General features: G+C 62.4%; 13 protein-coding genes. 4 read left to right on the plus strand and 9 right to left on the minus strand.

Annotated elements, in window-relative coordinates; translation table 11 throughout:
* Window positions 1–192 precede the first annotated feature (192 nt).
* Both JAB1_RS02260 and JAB1_RS02265 read right to left on the minus strand, forming a co-directional pair.
* On the minus strand, window positions 193–603 hold the full coding sequence (locus JAB1_RS02260) for a DUF4279 domain-containing protein (RefSeq protein ID WP_175445006.1): 411 nt from the start codon (window positions 601–603) through the stop codon (window positions 193–195).
* An 11-nt stretch (window positions 604–614) separates the two neighbouring features.
* Entirely contained in the window at window positions 615–4,730 is a 4,116-nt protein-coding gene (locus tag JAB1_RS02265) for an RHS repeat-associated core domain-containing protein (protein WP_070278481.1), read from the minus strand.
* Window positions 4,731–4,942: 212 nt separating this feature from the next.
* On the opposite strand from JAB1_RS02265, the gene JAB1_RS02270 reads away from it, so the two are divergent.
* Together JAB1_RS02270 and JAB1_RS02275 are read left to right on the plus strand one after the other, a co-directional pair.
* Window positions 4,943–6,175 carry a putative DNA modification/repair radical SAM protein gene (locus JAB1_RS02270; protein ID WP_070278483.1) on the plus strand — a complete coding sequence of 411 codons (1,233 nt, stop codon included), beginning with the start codon at window positions 4,943–4,945 and terminating at the stop codon, window positions 6,173–6,175.
* Window positions 6,172–7,635, plus strand: a complete 1,464-nt coding sequence (locus JAB1_RS02275) for a UdgX family uracil-DNA binding protein (protein WP_070278486.1) — start codon at window positions 6,172–6,174, stop codon at window positions 7,633–7,635. The genes JAB1_RS02270 and JAB1_RS02275 overlap by 4 nt, the downstream gene beginning before the upstream one ends.
* On the opposite strand, the gene JAB1_RS02280 is transcribed toward JAB1_RS02275, so the two are convergent.
* The 4 genes from JAB1_RS02280 to JAB1_RS02295 all read right to left on the minus strand — a co-directional run bounded on the left by JAB1_RS02280 (window position 7,587) and on the right by JAB1_RS02295 (window position 12,772).
* A complete protein-coding gene (locus JAB1_RS02280) occupies window positions 7,587–8,600 on the minus strand; it encodes a bile acid:sodium symporter family protein (protein ID WP_070257873.1) in 1,014 nt (337 codons plus the stop codon). The two genes, JAB1_RS02275 and JAB1_RS02280, sit on opposite strands and share 49 nt — an antisense overlap.
* 225 nt (window positions 8,601–8,825) lie before the next feature.
* The gene (locus JAB1_RS02285; protein ID WP_034752546.1) at window positions 8,826–9,188 is read right to left on the minus strand and encodes a BON domain-containing protein; all 363 of its coding nucleotides are present in this window, start codon (window positions 9,186–9,188) and stop codon (window positions 8,826–8,828) included.
* 267 nt (window positions 9,189–9,455) lie between these two features.
* The gene (locus tag JAB1_RS02290) at window positions 9,456–10,823 is read right to left on the minus strand and encodes a sigma 54-interacting transcriptional regulator (protein WP_070278488.1); all 1,368 of its coding nucleotides are present in this window, start codon (window positions 10,821–10,823) and stop codon (window positions 9,456–9,458) included.
* Window positions 10,820–12,772, minus strand: a complete 1,953-nt coding sequence (locus tag JAB1_RS02295; RefSeq protein ID WP_343215972.1) for an ATP-binding protein — start codon at window positions 12,770–12,772, stop codon at window positions 10,820–10,822. Before JAB1_RS02295 ends, JAB1_RS02290 begins: the two co-directional genes overlap by 4 nt.
* Before the next feature lie 283 nt (window positions 12,773–13,055).
* On the opposite strand from JAB1_RS02295, the gene JAB1_RS02300 reads away from it, so the two are divergent.
* On the plus strand, window positions 13,056–15,926 hold the full coding sequence (locus JAB1_RS02300) for an insulinase family protein (RefSeq protein WP_070278490.1): 2,871 nt from the start codon (window positions 13,056–13,058) through the stop codon (window positions 15,924–15,926).
* Window positions 15,927–16,050: 124 nt separating this feature from the next.
* Here JAB1_RS02300 and JAB1_RS02305 read toward each other — a convergent pair whose 3' ends face one another.
* Window positions 16,051–16,455: a VOC family protein gene (locus JAB1_RS02305; protein WP_070278492.1), complete on the minus strand. Its 405-nt coding sequence runs from the start codon at window positions 16,453–16,455 to the stop codon at window positions 16,051–16,053.
* A gap of 55 nt (window positions 16,456–16,510) precedes the next feature.
* Window positions 16,511–17,407 (minus strand): AraC family transcriptional regulator, encoded by an 897-nt coding sequence (locus JAB1_RS02310; protein WP_070278494.1) that lies wholly within the window; start codon window positions 17,405–17,407, stop codon window positions 16,511–16,513.
* A gap of 139 nt (window positions 17,408–17,546) precedes the next feature.
* Here JAB1_RS02310 and JAB1_RS02315 point away from each other — a divergent pair, with 139 nt between their 5' ends.
* Window positions 17,547–18,578: a methyltransferase domain-containing protein gene (locus JAB1_RS02315; protein ID WP_070278496.1), complete on the plus strand. Its 1,032-nt coding sequence runs from the start codon at window positions 17,547–17,549 to the stop codon at window positions 18,576–18,578.
* Between the two features lie 3 nt (window positions 18,579–18,581).
* Here JAB1_RS02315 and JAB1_RS02320 read toward each other — a convergent pair.
* Window positions 18,582–19,238 (minus strand): LysR substrate-binding domain-containing protein (locus JAB1_RS02320; protein WP_083299525.1); only part of this gene is annotated, 657 nt, incomplete at its 5' end.

Genomic DNA, 19,238 nt, shown 5'->3' on the forward strand with positions numbered 1-19,238 from the left:
AGTCTTCGTACCAGGGCGGAATTTTTCAGCCGCCCGGACGGGATACGACTAGGATACGAATAGACCACGACACGATACGAGCAAGATACGAACAAGATACGGCCGCCGTCAACTGACGTCGATGCGGCCAATTTTTACCTTACTGCTCCGTTCGTGTACGTTTATCGGGACTGATCCGCCGCTCGCGCTTTTTTACGATTTGATAACTGAGACAGTGAACCGAACAGGCAATCCGAGCGAATTCAGAGCCGAGACGTTTTCCTTACTCAACTGAAAATTACAAGTCCCTCCGCCGTCGGCCTCGGCGTCGATCGCCACAAATACGTCCACGTATGCTTCTTCGACACCATTGATTTCCGACAAATTGATCCGGTTATCCCTAAATCTTGTAGTTACTTCGTCAACTACGGCCTGCAGCCCTGAAGAGTTTGCGTCAGCAACAATAGCCCAAATGCCGATTTTGGCCGTCACCTCCCGGTTCGAACTCGTCGTCCAACACTCCCCTTTGCGCCGAGATTTTGAAGGTTCGATACCGAGTAAGGAAGACACTGTAACCGGGTCTAGTGAGTCACCACGCAGATAAACCGAAACGTCGATTTTCATATCCATTTCCTTCATTTTCGTTTGGCATCCTCAAGGTTTCCAACTACTTCGCCGTCCGGATCAAAAACGTCGCCAGTCTCGGGATTGACACCAAAGACGTCCGTCGGCTTACTCCCTAGGCAGTCCTGTTTGATTCCGTGGAACCGCCCCCTGCCTTCCTTCTGACCTAATCCATTCCTTCGCCCCCATTCATCCGCGCCCTTATCTCCTGGCCAAACTCCTGGAAGGAAACTGCTAGCGGACTTTGGTTGCGAAATTCCTTTTATTATCTTATCGCCGACCCACAGGCCGACGCCTAACCCGATGGCACCACCCACTACTGTGCCGACACCTGGAAACACAACAGTTCCAATTTCTGCTCCAATTACGGCTCCGCCGACAGGATTCAATCCACGCGGGTCCGTATAGCGGAGCGGGTTCCCTTGAACGTATGCGTAGGTATTGATGCCACCTCGGAGCCCGATGGGATCGCTCTGCAAATACCGCCCCAGCGATGCATCGTAGTAGCGGTGCCAGTTGTACCACAGGCCCGATTCGGCATCGTAGTACTGGCCCGGGAAGCCGATATTCAGGCCGCCAATCGTGTCGACGATGACGGCGCGGTCAAATGCGGCATTGGCGGCGCGCCATACAACGGCACCACTGGCATTGCTCATGACTTCAGGGCGACCCAGGTGATCATTGTGACTAAAGTAAACCTGGTTGGCACGCGCCATGCCAATCAGCTCGCCGTTGAACCAGAAATAATGACTGGTTTGCGCTCCCACTTCTGCCAGCAGTTCACCGCCTGGACCATAAATGGCTTGCGTGATGCCACCGGCTCCATCTTTTTGCACACGCTGGTTCAGCGCATTGGTACGATAGTCTCCGACATAACGGCCATTGACGATCACGCCACGCATGCGGTTGAATCCATCGTAGGTATAGGAACGGCTGCCATCATGGCGCGATTCGCTGGCCAGCGTGCCCACGGGGTTGTAGCTGAAGTTACGAAACTCGCCATTGCCGCTCCATGATGCGAGCCGGTTGCTGCCGCTATCGAGCACGAAACTATAATTGCTGCCTTTCCTGGCCTGGCCTGTACGATTGCCAGCCTGGTCCCAGGAGAAACTCTGATAGTCGATCCGACGCGTCACCAGTCCTACGCGGTCAGCAGCATCATAGTCAATTCCCTGATTCATATGCTCATTGCCCGAATCGATCATGGCAATGATCTGATTCGTACTGTTATGGCGATATTCCACGTTTTCCACATTGCCGGAAATGCGCGTAATGCGGCCATCCGCATCCAGCGTCACTCTGCGTGGTAAATTATTCCCGTAGCGCCATGCATGAGGCTGGCCGCTGACCGGCTGATACAGGACTGAATCAACGAGTTTCGTCCACACACCGGTCGCATTCGTCAACAGTTCACTCACGCGGCCATAAGCATCGTACGAATAAAAGGTACGCGTGCCCGATGGGTAATGGATGCCCTCCAGGCGACCAGCGGCATCATAGTCCCAGACAGTCGTATAGCTGGTGCCGTATATATTATTGACTTGTACAGTGAGCTGCCCAGATGCGTTGTAGGCGTAGCCGGTGTACCCCGTAAGATCCGTGAAACCAGTCAGGCGCCCCTTGCCAAACCGTCCCTCGTCATAGGTAAATTTCTCGGTTTCACCACTATTACTGCGTGATATTTGACGATCCAGACTATCCAGGGTGTAGCGGGTAACTCTGCCATCGGAACGTGTTTCACTTTCCAACCGGCCCGCAGGGTCATAGCCATATGTGGCGGTACCCGTATCTGGACTGACGATGCTGGTCACCTGCCCAAAACCATTATAGGTATAACGCGTTTGCAAGGGGCGCGGATCAGTCACCGATGCCAGCCTGCCTTCGGCATCATAGCCCCTTACGGTTACCCCGCCATCGGCCGCGGTCATCTTGACGAGACGATTCGCGGCGTCATACGCATATGAGGTCGAGCGGCCAGCCGCATCGGTAACGCTCACGAGATTGCCATTGTGATCGTATCGTTTGTCGAGACGCTGACTATTATTACCGAGCTCACTATACGGACGGCCCAAGGAATCCATTTCCATCGTGGCGCTCATCTCACCGGCAGCAACCGGGACTGGCACGCCAGCACTCACCTCCGCATGATGCAGGGCAGAACTCACACGCACGCTGTTGTCGGGAACATTCACCGCAATATGCGTGAATTCCCCCAGCGCATTGCCGACATATTCGACCCGGCCGCCGGCAGTGTATTGATACTGCGTCATGCTGCCGTCTGGATAACTGATGGAACGCACCAGGTCGCCCGCATGATAGGCAAGATGCGTCGTCTGGCTGCCATTGAGCGTCGTTGCCAGTAGGCGGCCCATGTCATCGTAAGCATAGGTACTGGCGACACCATTGCTGTCGGTATAGCTCGATGGGCGCCCCATGCCGTCATGGCCTGCCCACGCTTGCTGGTGGCCCAGCGGATTCGTCATGCCAGTCAGGTTGCCGCGCGTGTCGTAGTCATAGCGCGTGACTGCGGCGCCACCAGGCAGGCTGCGCGATACTGTCCAGCTCGACATGGTGCTGTTCGGATAAAACGTGTACGTGTGCACGAATTTCTTTTGCTTGCCGGTCTTCAGATCATCCCAGGTTTCGCTCTCGAGCTTTCCCGACGGGGCCCACGCATGGTAGTAGGTATAGCTGACGCGCAAGTAGGCTACGTTGCCCGCATTGCGGTATTCGGTCTTCTCAATTTCATTCCCATTCCAGCTATGCACGACCGTCTGCGCCGCGCCCGTGCCTGCCGCCGTCGTCTGGCTCAGCAGGCGGCCGCCGGCGTCATAGCTGTAGTCCGTCTTGTTGCCATTCCAGTCCAGCGTATAGTCGACGTAGCCGTTGGCGTCATACGCGGTGCTGGCGGCCGCCGCGGCGCACGTCGCCGTGCCGGCGCGGGAAACCGATGTCGGCTTCAGCTCGCCACCGATCAGGGCAAACTTGTGGGTGGTCGCTTGTTGACGCGCATCGGTCACCGTCGTTTGATTGGCGCCATAGACGAACGTCTCGCGCTCCTCTCCACCCTCGAGGCCGCTCTCGCTGACCCGGCCATCGGCGAAATACGCATAGCGGCCATGGCGCTGCCCATTGATGCTGATCCCCGTCAACAAAACGGGATTGGCCGTCTCGTAGTGATACTCGCGTACCTCCTGGCTGGCTGGCGCCGTGACCTTGGCGAGCATGCCGCTGGCATGGTATTCATAATTCCAATCATTGCCCGCCGGATCACGCACGCGGCTCACCTTGCCATTGCCGCCCCAGGTGAACTGGATCAGCTGGCCGCTGCTGTTGCTGACACTGGCAAGCTGGTTGGGATTGGCGCCGTACTGGAAATTGAGTTGCGCGCTAGCACCTTCCATGATGGAGACGATGGCACCCACTTTATTATAGGTATACGTATTGCCATTGGCCCACAGGACCCATCCCATTCCCGGCGTGTAGACCATTTCTCCCCTGCGCGCCGATTTTCCTGACAGGTATAAGTAAGAACCGGCTTTCGGGTCCAAGGTGGAGGGGAACTCGTTTTCCCCGACAAATTGATAATTGGTCGTGCTGCCGGTGGGATCGGTCACCGTCACGGAACGGGGTATGCATCGCCCCGTTCCCGTATTGCCGCAATTCGGTTCATTCAACCTGGGCACATCCACGTTGGACAGCCACTGTGGTCCGAACAGGGTGCCGACCGCATGCTTGCTGCGATAGGTTCGCTTCAGCCCCAGGCCGTACAGGCCCAAGGACTGGAAATCCACCTCAGGCTTGATCTTCTCGCCGGTGGCAATGACCACCGGATGCGCCGTCATGGCACCGCAGCGATTGATATTCGTATTGGCATTCGATGGCGCGGCATCGGTATTGGCGGGGCCTGGCGTGCCGGCACCGCGCGAAGGACGGTTGTAGAGGTCGAACATGTCGCCGGGCCAGCGGCAAAATACACCGCTCATGGCAACGCAGTCTTCATAGGCCTGCCGTTCCCGCTCGGCGGTAACGGTGATCGTGGGCATGGTGTAGCTTTGTGCAAACGGACTCTGGAAGAAGAGGATGAGGAATACTAAAACGAGTTTTTTCTGGAATAGGCTGAACATGAGAGTGAATCGGAGGTATTTTTGGCTAAGCGTCTCAAAGAATGAAACGCCAGCTAACATTGACATGTTAGCACTATATTTCATTGCTTATACGTAATGTCCTTACCGTTTTCAGGCCATTCTTCCATATTCAAAAGACACGGCCCTTTGCAGGCAATGTCGCTGCACATTCCTGATATACTGTATATAAACACAGTATATCGGGGTGAGCCATGGAATTGACGGACAAGCTGGAAATCCTGGCCGATGCGGCCAAGTACGACGCGTCCTGCGCCAGCAGCGGCGCGCCCAAACGCGATTCCATCGGCAAGGACGGCTTTGGCGCCACCTCGGGCATGGGCATTTGCCACAGCTATACGCCGGACGGGCGCTGCGTCTCGCTGCTCAAGATCCTGCTGACGAATTACTGCCTGTACGATTGCCAGTACTGCGTCAACCGTCGCAGCTCGAACGTGCCGCGCGCGCGGTTTACGGTGGCCGAGGTGGTCAAGCTGACGGCCGACTTTTACCTGCGCAACTATATCGACGGCCTGTTCCTCAGTTCCGGCATCATCCAGTCGGCCGACTATACGATGGAGCAGCTGGTGCAGGTGGCGCGCGAGTTGCGCGAGGTGCACCAGTTCCGCGGCTATATCCATCTGAAGACCATCCCCGACGCCGATCCCGCCCTGATCGCGCAGGCGGGCCGCTATGCCGACCGGCTCAGCGTGAATATCGAACTGCCGACGCAGGACAGCGTGCAAAAGCTGGCGCCAGAAAAAAGCGTGCATACGATTAAGCTGGCCATGGGCGCCATCCGCCGCAAGCTCGATGAGAAAGCGGAAGAACCGCGCGCGCCGCGTTTCGCGCCGGCCGGGCAAAGCACGCAAATGATCGTCGGCGCCGACGCCAGCGACGACCAGCAAATCCTCTCCACGGCCGAGACCCTGTACGGCAGCTACAAGCTCAAGCGCGTGTACTACTCGGCGTTCAGTCCCATCCCCGACAGCCCGAAAAGCGTGCCGCTGGCGCCGCCGCCCATGCTGCGCGAACACCGGCTGTACCAGGCCGACTTTTTACTGCGCAGCTATGGTTTCCAGGCCAGCGAACTGCTGCCCGCCACGGGCGGCAACCTGGCGCTCGATATCGATCCGAAACTGGCGTGGGCGCTGGCGCACCGCGAACATTTTCCGCTGGACTTGAACCGCGCGGCGCAGCACATGATCGCCCGCGTGCCCGGCATCGGCCTGCGCAACGCGCAGCGCATCGTCGACCTGCGCCAGTTGCGGCAAGTGCGCTACGCTGACCTGTCGCGCCTGCGCTGCAGCATGAAGAAAATCGCCCCCTTCATCATCACGGCCGACTACTTTCCCGCGCGCGACACCACCGCCTCGGAACACCTGCGCCGCGCCATGGCGGAAGCGCCGCAGCAGATGAATTTGTGGCCTGAGCTGCAGGCCGCATGAGTACGGTGGTGCGGCTGGCCCAATCGTTCGACGAGTGGCGCGCGGCCGCGCGCGAACTGATCGCGCGCGGCGTGCCACCTGCCGACGTTGCCTGGCAGTCACAGCCTGGTGATGGCGACCTGTTTTCCTCGACGCCAGATGCGACGGATACCAGCGCGCCACTGCTGCGCCTGCCCCGTTCCCTGGTGGAATTGCTGGAAAGCGCCGCCTGTTTCAACGTGCATGACCGCTGGGCATTCCTGTACCAGGTGCTCTGGCGCTGGCAGCTGGGCCAGCATGACGTGATGTCGCCGGCCGACGCGGACGGCGCGCGCCTGCATGCCATGGCCAAGGCCGTGCACCGCGAAGAGCACGACATGCATGCGTATGTGCGCTTCCGCGAGCGGGCGGAAAGCGAGGGCGCGCCCCGCTTCGTGGCCTGGTTCGAGCCCACGCACGACGTGCTGCCGCAGGTGGCGCGCCACTTCGCCCGCCGCATGGGAGCCAACAGCTGGATGATCGCCACGCCGACCGCCAGCATGCTGTGGGATGGCACGACCTTGCACGCGGGACCGGCCCTGCTGCGCGGCGCGGCCGATATCGACGATGCGGGCGAAGCCCTGTGGCTGACTTACTACCGCAGCATCTTCAATCCCGCGCGCGTCAATGCCGGCCTGCTGCGCAGCCATATCCCCTCGCGTTTCTGGAAGAATTTGCCGGAAGGCGCCATCGTGCCCGCCATGCTCAGCGGCGCCGCCAACGGCGAACGGCGCACGGGCCAGACGGCCAGCGTGGGCCAGCGCAGCGGCGCGACCATGATCCCGGTCTCCGCCGAGCGCGCCCAGCCCCCGCGCGACCTGCCCACCACCCTGGACCAATGCCGCCGCTGCGCGCTGTGGCAGCACGCCACGCAAGCCGTGCCCGGCACGGGGCCTTCTCAGGCGCGCATCATGCTGGTGGGTGAGCAGCCGGGCGACCAGGAAGACCTGGCAGGCTTGCCGTTCGTGGGCCCGGCCGGCGCGCTGCTGGACCAGGCGCTGCAGGAAGCGGGCATGGCACGCGACAGTATTTACCTGACCAATGCCGTCAAGCATTTCAAGTGGGAACCTCGTGGCAAGCGCCGCCTGCACAAGACGCCAGCGCAGCGCGAGATCCTCGCCTGCCATGGCTGGCTGGAACAGGAATTGGCCAGCGTGAAACCGCAAGTGATCGTGGCGCTGGGCAGCACGGCATTGAAGTCCATCCTGCAGGACGGCGCGGCAAGCATGACGCCGCTGGTCGGCACGCCCATCCGGCACGATGGACGCTGGGTGGTCGCCGTATATCACCCCTCGTATGTGCTGCGCGCGCCGGATGAGGGGAGCCGGCGGCAGGCTTACGAAGTGATCGTGGCGGGGTTGCGGCAGGCGCTGCTGCTAGGGCAGGATAGCCATCACAGCGTTGAAGCAGGCACTTCCTGCCCCTCATCGCGCCGCGCATAGCGTTGCGCGATCACGGCGCAGATCATCAGCTGAATCTGGTGGAACAACATCAGCGGCAAGATCACCATGCCCAGCGAACGGGTGGAAAACAGCACCTTGGCCATCGGCACGCCGCTGGCCAGGCTTTTCTTCGAGGCGCAAAAGACGATGGCGATTTCGTCTTCCTTGTTGAAACCCAGGCGGCGGCTGATGAAGGTGGAAATGCCCAGCACCAGCGCCAGCAGCAGCAGGCTGATCAAGCCCAGGGCGACCAGGGTTTCCACCGAAATCGTATGCCACAGGCCTTCGCTGACGGCTTCGCTGAAGGCCGTGTAGACCACCAGCAAGATCGAACCCTGATCGACATATTTCAGGGTGGCTTTATGGCGGTCAACCCAACGGCCGATCCAGCGACGCAGGAACTGGCCGGCCAGGAATGGCAGCAGCAGTTGCATGACGATGGACAGCACGGCGTCCACCGACGACTTGCTTTCCGCGCCCTTGGCCACCAGCAAGCCCACCAGGATGGGGGCGAGGAAGATACCGATGAAGTTCGAGGCCGAGGCGCTGCAGATGGCGGCCGGTACGTTGCCGCGCGCCATGGCCGTCATGGCGATCGATGATTGCACAGTAGAGGGCAGCGCGCACAGGAACAAAATGCCCATGTACAGGTCGGGCGTCAGGAAGGTCAGCGCCAGCGGACGCAGGGCCAGGCCCAGCAGCGGAAACAGGACAAAGGTGCTGGCCAGCACCAGCAAGTGCAGTCGCCAGTGCATGGCGCCGGCCACCACGGCTTCGCGCGACAGCTTGGCGCCATGCAGGAAGAACAGGGCGCCGATGGCAACCGTGGTGATGTTGCCGAAGACCACGGCCGTCTGGCCCGTACAGGGCAGGAATGTGGCCAGCCCCACGGTGACGAGCAGGGCGATGGTGAAATTATCGGGTTTCAGATTGCGCAACAGGGCAGCGGGGGAAAAAGAAGACATGCGGTAGCCTGGTAACGGTGCAGCCTTGCAACAGCATGCTGTGCCGGGGATGACAAACAGCGCCGGGAGCGGCGCCAGTACTGGCTATTCTACCTGTATTGCCCAATTCCTTGCCTGATGGCATGGCCTGGCTTTTCGGCGCAAACCGGGCGGACAAAAAAATGCCCTGTCCGCAGACAGGGCAACCCGGAGTAAAGTACAGCGCGAGGCGTTACCGCGCGGGGATTAGCCGGCGGCTTTGACTTTCAGCTCGTTCTTGATTTCTTTCACGCCGCTCACGGAAGCGACGATCTGCACGACGCGGTCACCCGCTTCGGCGCTCGGCACGTCGCCCGACAGGACGACCACACCTTGCTGGGTTGCTACCTTGACTGGCAGGGCAGCGGCTTGCGCATCGGCGCTCAGGGCGGCCTTGGCCGAGGAAGTGATGGTTTCATCAGGGACGGCAGCGGCAGCGTTGGCGGCCACTACGGTGTCAGCAGGAGCTTGTGCTTTTGGGGCGGAGTCAGCTGCATGCGAAGCGGTGATCGAGGCGCCCGACAGTACGATAGCGGCAACCAGGGTATTGAACAGTTTCGATGTTTGCATGGTAGTTCCTCTCAATGAAGTTAAAAGCTTCTTACTTGGATAAAGCAACACTTTGAAGCGTCACATCTACCCATACAGCAAGCACCGTGCCAGCTTTTAAATTTCCTTGAAAATCAACGACTTACATTCTAACTCGATTTTTCCAGCCCGTTTGAGACGGATCTGGCCGAAAAAACGGGGCTTTTTGTCGCCTGACAGCGACAGCTTGTGGCAAGACCGTCAATGTTTTACGCCAAGCCCCTGATTTTCAACGCTTTATTTTTGTCGCTATTCAGCGACAGGGTCGCCGTCAAGCCGGAACAGGGCCGGCGTCAGCTCGTATTTCTGTAATAAACGGTAGAACTCCGTGCGGTTGCGGTCGGCCAAGCGGGCCGCGTCGGCCACGTTGCCATCCGTCAGGCGCAGCAATTGGATCAGGTAGTCGCGCTCGAAGCGCTGCTTGGCTTCGTTGTAGCTGAGCGCCTCCAAGGACGGCACGCGCAGCGCGCGCTGCACCAGGGACAAGGGCACCAGCGGCGCCGTGGCCAGCGCGCACACTTGCTCGACGACATTGACCAACTGGCGCACATTGCCGGGCCATGGCGCGGCCACCAGGGCAGTCAAGGCATCGGGCGCGAAGCCATTCAGGGGTTTCTGGTACTTGGCCGCCAGCTTCTGCAGGAAATGGTTCGCCAGCAGAGAAATGTCTTCGCGGCGCTCGGCCAGCGGCGGCAGGGTCAAGGTCACGACATTGAGGCGGTAATACAGGTCTTCGCGGAATTGCCCCTCCTGCATGGCCACGTCCAGGTCGCGGTGCGTGGCGGACAGGAGCCGCACGTCAACCGGGCGCGTCTGGTCGGCGCCCACGGGGCGTACGGCCCGCTCCTGCAGCACGCGCAGCAGTTTCACCTGCAGCGGCAAGGGCATGTCGCCGATCTCATCTAAAAACAGGGTGCCGCCATCGGCCGCCTGGAACAAGCCTTCGCGGTTGCCGACGGCCCCCGTAAACGAGCCTTTGACGTGGCCAAACAGTTCCGATTCCAGCAGCTGCTCGGGAATGGCGCCACAGTTGACGGCAATGAACGGCGCCTTGGCGCGGCGGCTGGCGTTGTGCAGGGCGCGCGCCAGCAATTCCTTGCCCGTGCCGGAGGGTCCGCGGATCAGGATGCTGGCGTCCGATCCGGCCACCAGCTTGGCTTCGGCCAGCAGTTCGGCCATCTGCGCACTGCGGCTGATCAGCTCGGCACGCCAGCTCTCGTCACCGGACGCTGCGGCCGGCATGACGGTGGACAAGTTGATGGCATACGCCACTTTTTCCATCAGCAGCTTGCCGTCGAACGGCTTTGTCAGATACGCAAACGCGCCGCGCGCCGTCGCCTCGACGGCATCGGGAATGGTACCGTGCGCCGTCAAGAGAATCACGGGCAGGGCCGAATGCTGGCGGCGGATTTCATCGAACAAGGCCAGGCCGTCGCGGCCCGGTAATTGCACGTCGGTAATGACCAAGGCCGGCAATTCCACGGCCAGGCGCGCCAGTGCCGCTTCCGCGCTGCCCACGGCCGTCACGCGATAGTTGCCCGCCTTCAGGCGGATGGTCAGCAGGCGCAGCAGGTCGGGATCGTCGTCGACCAATAGAATGTGGGCGTGCTCGCTCATTTCGGCGCTCCCGCGGCGGGGCGCACGGACAGGCTGCGCTCGATGTTTTTCAGTGCTTCCAGTTTTTCATTGAGCTGGTCGATGCGGCGCTGGGCGTCGCGCAACTGCGTGTTGAGCTTGTCGATGCTCTCTTCCTGGCGGCGCAGCTCCGCATACTGGCTGCCGAGCAATTGCGCCAACGGCGCCAGCAATTGCGCGTCCTTGCCCGTGGCCGTGGCCAGCGGTTCCAGCAAGGCTTGCGCGCGGGCCAGGTCCCCGGGACCGCGCAAGGCCGCTTGCAGCATGGCGCGGCGCAGCGTGTTGTGCGGCGCGTGATCGGCCTTGGCCAGGTCCAGCTGCGCTTTCACCAGTTCCGACGGCGTCATCAGGCGCAAGGCGCCTTGATACGCCAGCAATTCGGTCAGCTGAGGATCGGCCACCACCACCACGCGCGGCGGCGTTTGCACCAGCACGGGCGTCTGGATGGGGGGCTTGGCGGCGCAAGCACCCAACAGCAGCGCGCTGGCGGCCATGCCGGCCAGGGAAATTCTCGTCATCATAAGGGCAGTTCTATCCGAAAAATGCGCGCCGGCGGGGCGCGGTAAAAGAGTGACGCTGCCATCGTGGGCGGCGATATATTCGCGTACGATGGACAGGCCGATGCCATTGCCGTTGCGCGCGCCGGCCGCCTGGCGCACTCCCTGGTAAAACGGTTCAAAAATCCGCGCAGCATCCTCGGGCGCCACGCCGGCTCCCTCGTCGATGCAGTCGATGCGCACGCGGCCGCCTTCGCAAGACAGGGTAAACCGTATGGTGCCGCCTTCCGGGCTGAAGCGCACGGCATTCGACAACAGGTTCGCCAAGGCCGTCGCCAGCTTGTCGCGGTCGGCCTGCACGATCAGCGACTCGCCCTGCACCTCGACCGTCAAACGGCGCGCCAGCCATTGCAGGCGCTGCCCGGCCACCACATCTTGCAGCAAGACCAGCAGATCGACCTTGCTGCGCGCCAGGTGCTGGGCGTCAAAAGCGGCGGTATTGTAGCGCAGCAAGTCTTCGATCTGGGTTTGCAGCGAGGCCGTGTTTTGCTGCAGGATGCCGGCGATTTCGCGCTGGCTGTCGCTGAGCTTGCCGGCCACCTCGTCTTCCAGCAAGGCCACGCCTTCGCGCAGGGCTGCCAGCGGGGTTTTCAACTCATGCGAAATATGGCGCAAAAAACGCTCCTTGTCGGCATCGAGATCGGCCAGGCGCTGGCGCAGCCAGTCGAGCTGCTGGCCCAGGCGGCGCGTATCGGCCGGTCCACCGACGACGATGGGCTGGTCATAGCGCTTGTCGCCCAGGCGCTCGATGGCCGTCTCGATGCGACGCAGCGGGCGCGACAGCAAGAAGCCAAAGCAGGTGGCCAGCACGGCCGCCAGCAGCACGGCGCCGCCCACCAGTACGCCCAGCAGGCGGCGCTGGCGTTCCAGCTCGGCCAGCAGGGCGTCGTTGCGGCTGCCGATTTCCGTCTTGCTTTCGCGCGCCAGGCTGTCATTGATCTGCGTCATGCGGGCAAACGCGCGGTACACGACGGCATGGCCATCGCGCTTGCGGCGCTTACCCGCTTGCAAGACTTCCCACGCCGATTGCGCCTGCACCGTCCATTCGTCGGCCAGCTGGGGAGCGAACTCGGGCGTGGCCCGGTTCAGCACTTGCAGCGCCGCCGTCGCTTCGTCGCGGGCCGCCGCGTAGCGCTCGCGGAACACGGGGTCGTCGAGCACGAGGAATTGGCGCGCGCTGCGCTCCATGGCCAGCGTGCGCTCGGACAGGCGCTGCGACTGTTCCGTCAAGGCAATCGCCTGCGCCGCCGTCTCGCGCCCCAACCGCGCCAGGTGTTCCAGGGTCAGCAGGGCTTGCACGGAGGTGGCCGTCAAAATGCCCGTCGTCAAAATGAAGGCGGCAAATAACAGTTGGCGAAAGGAAAGTCGGGACAAGGTAGGCGCCTTCGGTTCAGTCTGGACAGTAAAAGGCGCATGGTACGCTAAGCTTTCATTCGGAGACGCCAGCCACTCTGAAATGATCAATTTTGCAACACTGTCGCTTTTCCAGCCGCCAGCAAGGCCCCGGCGGCGGCGCACGAATACTCCTAGTACAATAGAGAAAAGCTTCATACAGGCATCAAACTGGGGCCCGCCCTGGCATTGCGCCAGTTTGCCCCCATATGTGATGCAGCCCCACTGACACTCCGAATCACCTACCGCAGAGATCCCATACCGCATGAGCACATTTGAAAAAGTCAGCAGCAACTTCATTCCAGTCTTGCAGGCAACCATCGAACAATATGTCGAGCCAGCAACGGGCATGCGCCATATCCACATGCATACCGAGCAGGCTGAGATGGTGTTCCTGGTGGCCTTTCCCACTGTGCCGGAAGTGAGCGACGGGCGCGCCCACATCCTCGAGCACCTGGCCTTGTGCGGCTCGTCCCGCTACCCGGTGCGCGACCCCTTCTTCTCGATGCTGCGCCGCTCGACGGCCACGTTCATGAATGCGATGACCTATCCGGACCGCACCGTGTACCCGTTCGCCAGCACCGACCGCAAGGATTTCTTCAACTTGCTCGACGTCTACCTGGACGCGGCCTTCTTCCCGAACCTCGATTACCTGAATTTCCGCCAGGAAGGCTGGCGCCATGCGTTCGAAGGCGACAAGCTGGTGTACCAGGGCATCGTCTTCAATGAAATGAAGGGCGCTTTCAACAGCCCCATGCGCGCGCTCGACAGCGGCATCGCCAGCGCCTTGCTCAAGGGTACGACGTATGAAGTGGAGTCGGGCGGCGATCCGCTGGTGATCCCGGAACTGACGCATGACATGCTGAAAGAATTCCACGCCAGCCACTACCATCCGTCGCAAGCCGTGATCATGACCGCCGGCAATATCGAAGCGTCGGCCGTGCAGGAACAAGTCGCCGAGCGCGTGCTGTCCAAGCTCAGCGGTTTCTCCGAACGCCGCCTGCCGCAGCTGGCGCCCGCGTGGACCACGCCGCAGGAAAACATCGTCAAGATTCCGTCGCAGGAAGCGCGCGACGATGAGTTCGGCCTGCAATTCGCCTGGCTGATGGGCGAGTCGAGCGACCCCATCGCGTACTACCACGCGCATCTGCTGTCGCACGGCTTGCTGGGCGAATCGTCGGCGCCCATCATGCGCGCCATGGAATCGGCCGGCTATGGCCGCCCATCGGATATGAATGGCCGCGACGCGGGCATCCGCCAGATGGTGTTCCACATCGGCATGGAAGGTTTAACCAAAGAACAAATCGCCGATGCGCACCAGCGCATCTGGACGGCCCTGGAAGAGACGGCGCAAGAGGGTATTCCCGCCGCCGTGCTGCACGCGGCCTTGCGCGACATCAAGTACAGCCAGCGCGAAATCAGCAGCGGCCGCATGCCATACGGCCTGGGCCGCTTGCTGCACGCCTTGCCGCTGGCCATGTACGGCGGCGACGTGATGGATGCGTTCGACAACGCGGCCATCCTGGAAACCCTGGAACAACAGATCGAAGACCCGGAATTCTTCAAGCAGCTGGTGCGCGAGCTGATCGCCAATCCGACCCGCTTGACGACCCACGTGGTGCCCGACAGCGCCTACTTCACGGACCGCGCCGCACAGGAAGACGCCAAGCTGGCGGCCCTGCAAGCGACGCTGACGGATGCGGAACGCGAGCACATCGTGGCCGAGTCCGCCGCGCTGGAAGCGCATCAGCAACTGCCATCGAATTCCGAAGTCTTGCCGCGCATCCGCCCCGGCGACGTCAGTGCGCTGCCGCGCCCGGCACTGCCGATTCCCGCCGCCGTCGACGGCGCCGTGGCGTTCAGTATCGCCTCGAACGGCATCAGCTATGCCAACGTACTGTACGACGTGTCGAACCTGCCGGAAGCGTCGTGGCCCTGGCTGCGCCTGTACACGGACCTGGCGCCGGAACTGGGCGTGGGCGACATGTCGTTCGACGACGCCAGCGCCTGGCGCCAGAGCATGGTTCCCTCGTTCCACATCGGCCTGGAAGCCATTCCCCGCCCGCAACAAGCGATGCGCGTGGAATTGTCGTTCTCGGCCAGCGGCTTGCGTGAAGAACACGCGGCGATCGCCGCCGTGCTGTCGGCCTGGATCGCCAAGCCCCGCTTCGATGAAGAAGAGCGCCTGGCTTTCCTGATCGAAAGCCTGGTGCAGGACAAATTGAGCAGCCTGGCCGAATCGGGCAACCGCTACGCCATGCTGGCTGCGGCGGCGCCGCTGTCGCCCACGCGCCGCTTCGACGACATCGTCGGCGGCCCGGCAGCGCTGCCGTTCTACCGCCGCTTGCAGCAATTGAGCAAGACGTCGGCAGGCTTGCAGGAAATCGCCCGCGAACTCGACACCCTGCACGCGCACATCATCGCCCAGCAGCCGACCGTGCTGTGCGCAGGCCTGGAGCAAGATGGCATCACCCTGGCCCGCTTGCTGGAATTGCCGGCAGCCAGCACCGATGCCACGACGCCAAGCGACACGGCAACGCCAAATGCCTTGCCGCTGGCCAACACGGCCCTGCATGCGACGAGCCAGATCAACCATTGCTTCGTGTCCTGGGCCGTGCCTGGCGTGCACAACCCGGACGCGTCCGCCCTGGCCGTGGCCGCCGAACTGATGACCAACCAGGTGCTGCATACGGCCCTGCGCGAAAAAGGCGGCGCGTATGGCGGCAGCGCCAGCTATGCGGCCGGCGCCGGCACGTTCACGTTGAGTTCCTACCGCGATCCGCGCCTGGCCGGCACGTACGCCGACTTCGGCACGACCCTGGATCAAATCCTCGACGGCGATTTCTCGCAGGAACAAGTGGAAGAAGCCATCATCTGCGTCATCAAGGGCCTCGACAAGCCGCACTCGCCATACGCGGAAGCGCTGACGGCGTGGAACATGCAGCAGCGCGGCACGACGGAAGCCGTGCGCCAGCAATTCCGCACCGGCGTGCTCAATTGCACCCTGGCGCAGATCAAGGCTGTCACGCGCACCTGGCTGAAGAACGGCCAGCCGAGCCGCGCCGCGTTTGCGGGCAACACGACGCAAGACCTGGCCGGACTGGAAGTGGTCGATTTATTGGCGCTGGCTTCCTGAGCTGGCCGGAGACGTCGGATTACGCGCGGCGTTGCCGCGCTAATCCGACCTACCCGATCTGTCGCGTAGGTCGGCTTAGCGGCGGCACGCCGCGTAATCCGACACCACCAGACACCACCACCTATCAGCCAGGTACGGCGCCTGGTTCCATGTACATCAACTCCCACTGATGTCCATCCAGGTCCTGGAAACTGTGGCCATACATGAAGCCGAAATCCATCGGCTCCTTGTAGATGCTGCCGCCCGCCTGGACGGCCTTCGCCACCAGCTCATCGACTTCGCCCCGGCTCTCGGCCGACAGGCACACGAGCACTTCCGTCGCCACCTTGGTATCGCACAGCTGCTTGGGCGTAAATTGCTGGAATTTGTCGTGCGTCAACAGCATCACGAAGATGTCGTCGGCAACGATCATGCACGTCGCCGTTTCATCGGTGAAGTGGGCGTTGAAACTGAAGCCCAGCGCCGTGAAGAACGTCACGGAACGTTCCAGCGACTGGACGGGCAGATTGACAAAGATTTTGCGGGCCATCATGTCTCCTTGTGGGTCGTATGAGTGTGCTGCCCGCCGATTCTACACCGGCTTTTTACGTGCCAGCGCGTCCCACGGTCTTCGGCGCGTAGCCGAAATAGCGGCTGAACGCGGCGCTGAAATTGGACGGATGGCGATAGCCCGTTTGCCAGCCCGCCTGGGCGACTTGGCAACCATTTTCCAGCAGTAACTTTGCCCGCTGCATGCGCAGCGCCAGCAGGGTGCGCTGCGGACTGTCGTTGTAGCGGTAGCGCCATCCTTGCTTGAGCTTGAACAGGCTCAGCCCCACTTGCGCGCACAAGTAATCGAGCGTGAGGTCTTGCGCCATCTGCTCCTGCATCAGCGCGTAGGCACGCTCCAGCTTGATCATCTCGGCCTCGGGCCAGCGCGGCGCGGGAGCGGACGCGGGCGCCGGGCGCAGTGCCCGCAACTGTTCCGCCAGGACACTGAGCACGCCGATATGCACGGCCAGCGGGTCTGTCGCACGCAGCAGCGCCCGCGCCTGCAGGGCGGAGGCCGCCGTGGTGGCCGCATGCGCCAGCTGGCGCGCGCCTCCGTTGGGCAGCAGGGATGCCAGGCCCTCCGGCCAGTAGCGCGCCAGCGCGTCTTCAGCGACCAGCACGCGCAATTGCGCCGCCCGTTGATTCGCCTCGAAACGGCGCTCGCCGCTGACGTGGCGAAACGCCGTCACCGTCGTATGCCCCCCCCGGAAACGCAATTGTTCGCCATCGCGCGTCGTGTAGCCGGACACGCCTTGCAGGCCGATGGTGATCACCATGCCGCCCGCATCGTCATGCTTCGATTGCTCGACGAGCGCCAGCCGCGGGCGGTAATCGGAATGCACGAGCAGCAAGCCCTGATCGACCTGGCGCTGGTCGGCGCGGCACTCGCCCATGCCGGGATCAAGCTGGCGCCGCGTCCAGCCTGCCGCTTCCCTGTCCTGTTCCATCATCGCTCCTCCTGTTTTCGCGCGCGCCGTCGCGCATACGAAATGCGCCGGGTCGCACACAAATGCAAATGATAATTATTCTCATTGTTGCATAAAATAGCGTTATGCACACCTCGTGCCCACTACGCAGAAAGGAAGCACCATGCCGTTCACCTCACAACACGCCTTGCAACCCTACTGGGACCTGGCCGTCGCCCCCGTGCAGGCGGACGGGCTGGCCGCCGCCCTGGAACTGGGCATTTTTGAACTGCTGGTCACGCCGCACACGCCGGCGCAGCTGGCCGACACCCTGTCGCTGCACGCGCCGCACACGGCCCTGCTGCTGGAATTACTCTGGAGCATGCAGGTGCTGGAACGCGATGCGGCCGATGGCGAGGCACAGCGCTACCGCTGCACGGCCGCCACCTTGCAGTATTTCTGCCGCACCTCCGTGGCCTTTTGCGGCGACGCCTGGCTGTACCGGCTGCATGCGCTGCGCCATTTCGCCACGCAGCTCAGTACACTGGTGCGCGAGGGTGGCAAGGCCGCACCGTACAACACGGCGACTGGGGTCAACTGGGCCGCTGCCGCGCAGCAGCAGATTGGCCAGGAACAACGCGCCGTCACCATGCGCGCGGCCCTGTCCGTGATGCAGCGCATCGCCCCGTTTGCGAACGGCAACACGCCCTTGCGCCTGCTTGACGTGGGTGGCGGCCCGGGCTGGGTTGCCATTGCACTGGCGCAAGCCCATGCGGGCTTGCACGGCTGCGTTTTCGACTGGCCGGAAACGGTGGCCGTGGCGGCAGCGAACATCGCCCATGCGCAACTATCGGACCGGCTGGAAACGCTGGGTGGCGACCTGGACAGCGACGATATCGGCAGTGGCTACGATCTCATCTGGTGCTCGTCCGTGCTGCATTTCGTGCCCGACATGGCGGCGGCCTTGCGCAAGATCCATGCAGCCTTGAAACCCGGAGGTGTCTTCATCTGCGTGCAGGCGGAAATCGCCCCGGCAGCCGGCGACGCGGCGCGCGTGCTGCCGTATTACTTGCCGATGCGCATGCTGGGCCGCACGGTAACTCTACAGGGAGAATTGGCGCAGTTGCTGCGCGACACGGGCTGGCGGGAAGTGGAACAATACAGCGCCAGCGATTTCCCCATGGCGCCCGTGCAGGTGTTGATTGCGCGCACTTGAATTTCAGGCGTTTTCAATCGCCCCATTCTGCAGCGATTCGATGATCAAGCCAGCCAGCCGCTCGACGGGCGGCCTCGACACGCTGGAGGCGCGCAGCAGCTCCAGCGACAACGGGGGCAGGGCGGGCAAGCCCGCCGCCACGTGATCGAGCGCGCGCACGGTTGAGGGCAAGCCCAGGCCCGTGCGCACCGTCACGCCCAACCCGGCTGCGGCCGCCGCCCACAGACCGGCCAGGCTGGGGCTGGTAAACGCCGTGCGCCAGGCGATGCCGGCATGGTCCAGCGCTTGCGTGGCGCAGCGCTGGAACAGGCAGTCGCGGTCGAACGCAATGAGCGGCAACGGTTCGCCCGACTCGGGCCGCCAGGCCAGGCTGGACGAGGCGATCCAGCGCATCGCCGGTTCGGCAATATGCTGGCGCTGCTGCGACGGATACTCGGCCACGTCAGCGATGCACGCGCCGCCCCACAGCAGGGCCAGGTCCAGCTGGCCCATGGCCAGGCCTTGCATCAAGGCCGTGTTGCGCGCCACGTGCGCCTCGATGCGCACCTTCGGATGCGCGCGGGCAAAGCGCCCCAGCACGTCGGGCAGCAAGGCTTCGCCAAAATCCTCTTGCAAGCCCAGCCGGATCCAGCCTTCCAGTTCCGCGCCGCGCAAGGCGAC

The organism is Janthinobacterium sp. MP5059B, from assembly GCF_001758645.1.
GTDB classification, from domain to species: Bacteria; Pseudomonadota; Gammaproteobacteria; order Burkholderiales; family Burkholderiaceae_D; genus Janthinobacterium; species Janthinobacterium lividum.

Bases quoted from the DNA above. Each gene is read 5' to 3' on its own strand.
- JAB1_RS02310 (WP_070278494.1), bottom strand. From the start codon at position 17,407: ATGATGGAACAGGACAGGGAAGCGGCAGGCTGGACGCGGCGCCAGCTT.
- JAB1_RS02275 (WP_070278486.1), top strand. From the start codon at position 6,172: ATGAGTACGGTGGTGCGGCTGGCCCAATCGTTCGACGAGTGGCGCGCG.
- JAB1_RS02285 (WP_034752546.1), bottom strand. From the start codon at position 9,188: ATGCAAACATCGAAACTGTTCAATACCCTGGTTGCCGCTATCGTACTG.
- JAB1_RS02260 (WP_175445006.1), bottom strand. From the start codon at position 603: ATGAAAATCGACGTTTCGGTTTATCTGCGTGGTGACTCACTAGACCCG.
- JAB1_RS02305 (WP_070278492.1), bottom strand. From the start codon at position 16,455: ATGGCCCGCAAAATCTTTGTCAATCTGCCCGTCCAGTCGCTGGAACGT.
- JAB1_RS02315 (WP_070278496.1), top strand. From the start codon at position 17,547: ATGCCGTTCACCTCACAACACGCCTTGCAACCCTACTGGGACCTGGCC.
- JAB1_RS02280 (WP_070257873.1), bottom strand. From the start codon at position 8,600: ATGTCTTCTTTTTCCCCCGCTGCCCTGTTGCGCAATCTGAAACCCGAT.
- JAB1_RS02290 (WP_070278488.1), bottom strand. From the start codon at position 10,823: ATGAGCGAGCACGCCCACATTCTATTGGTCGACGACGATCCCGACCTG.
- JAB1_RS02300 (WP_070278490.1), top strand. From the start codon at position 13,056: ATGAGCACATTTGAAAAAGTCAGCAGCAACTTCATTCCAGTCTTGCAG.
- JAB1_RS02265 (WP_070278481.1), bottom strand. From the start codon at position 4,730: ATGTTCAGCCTATTCCAGAAAAAACTCGTTTTAGTATTCCTCATCCTC.
- JAB1_RS02270 (WP_070278483.1), top strand. From the start codon at position 4,943: ATGGAATTGACGGACAAGCTGGAAATCCTGGCCGATGCGGCCAAGTAC.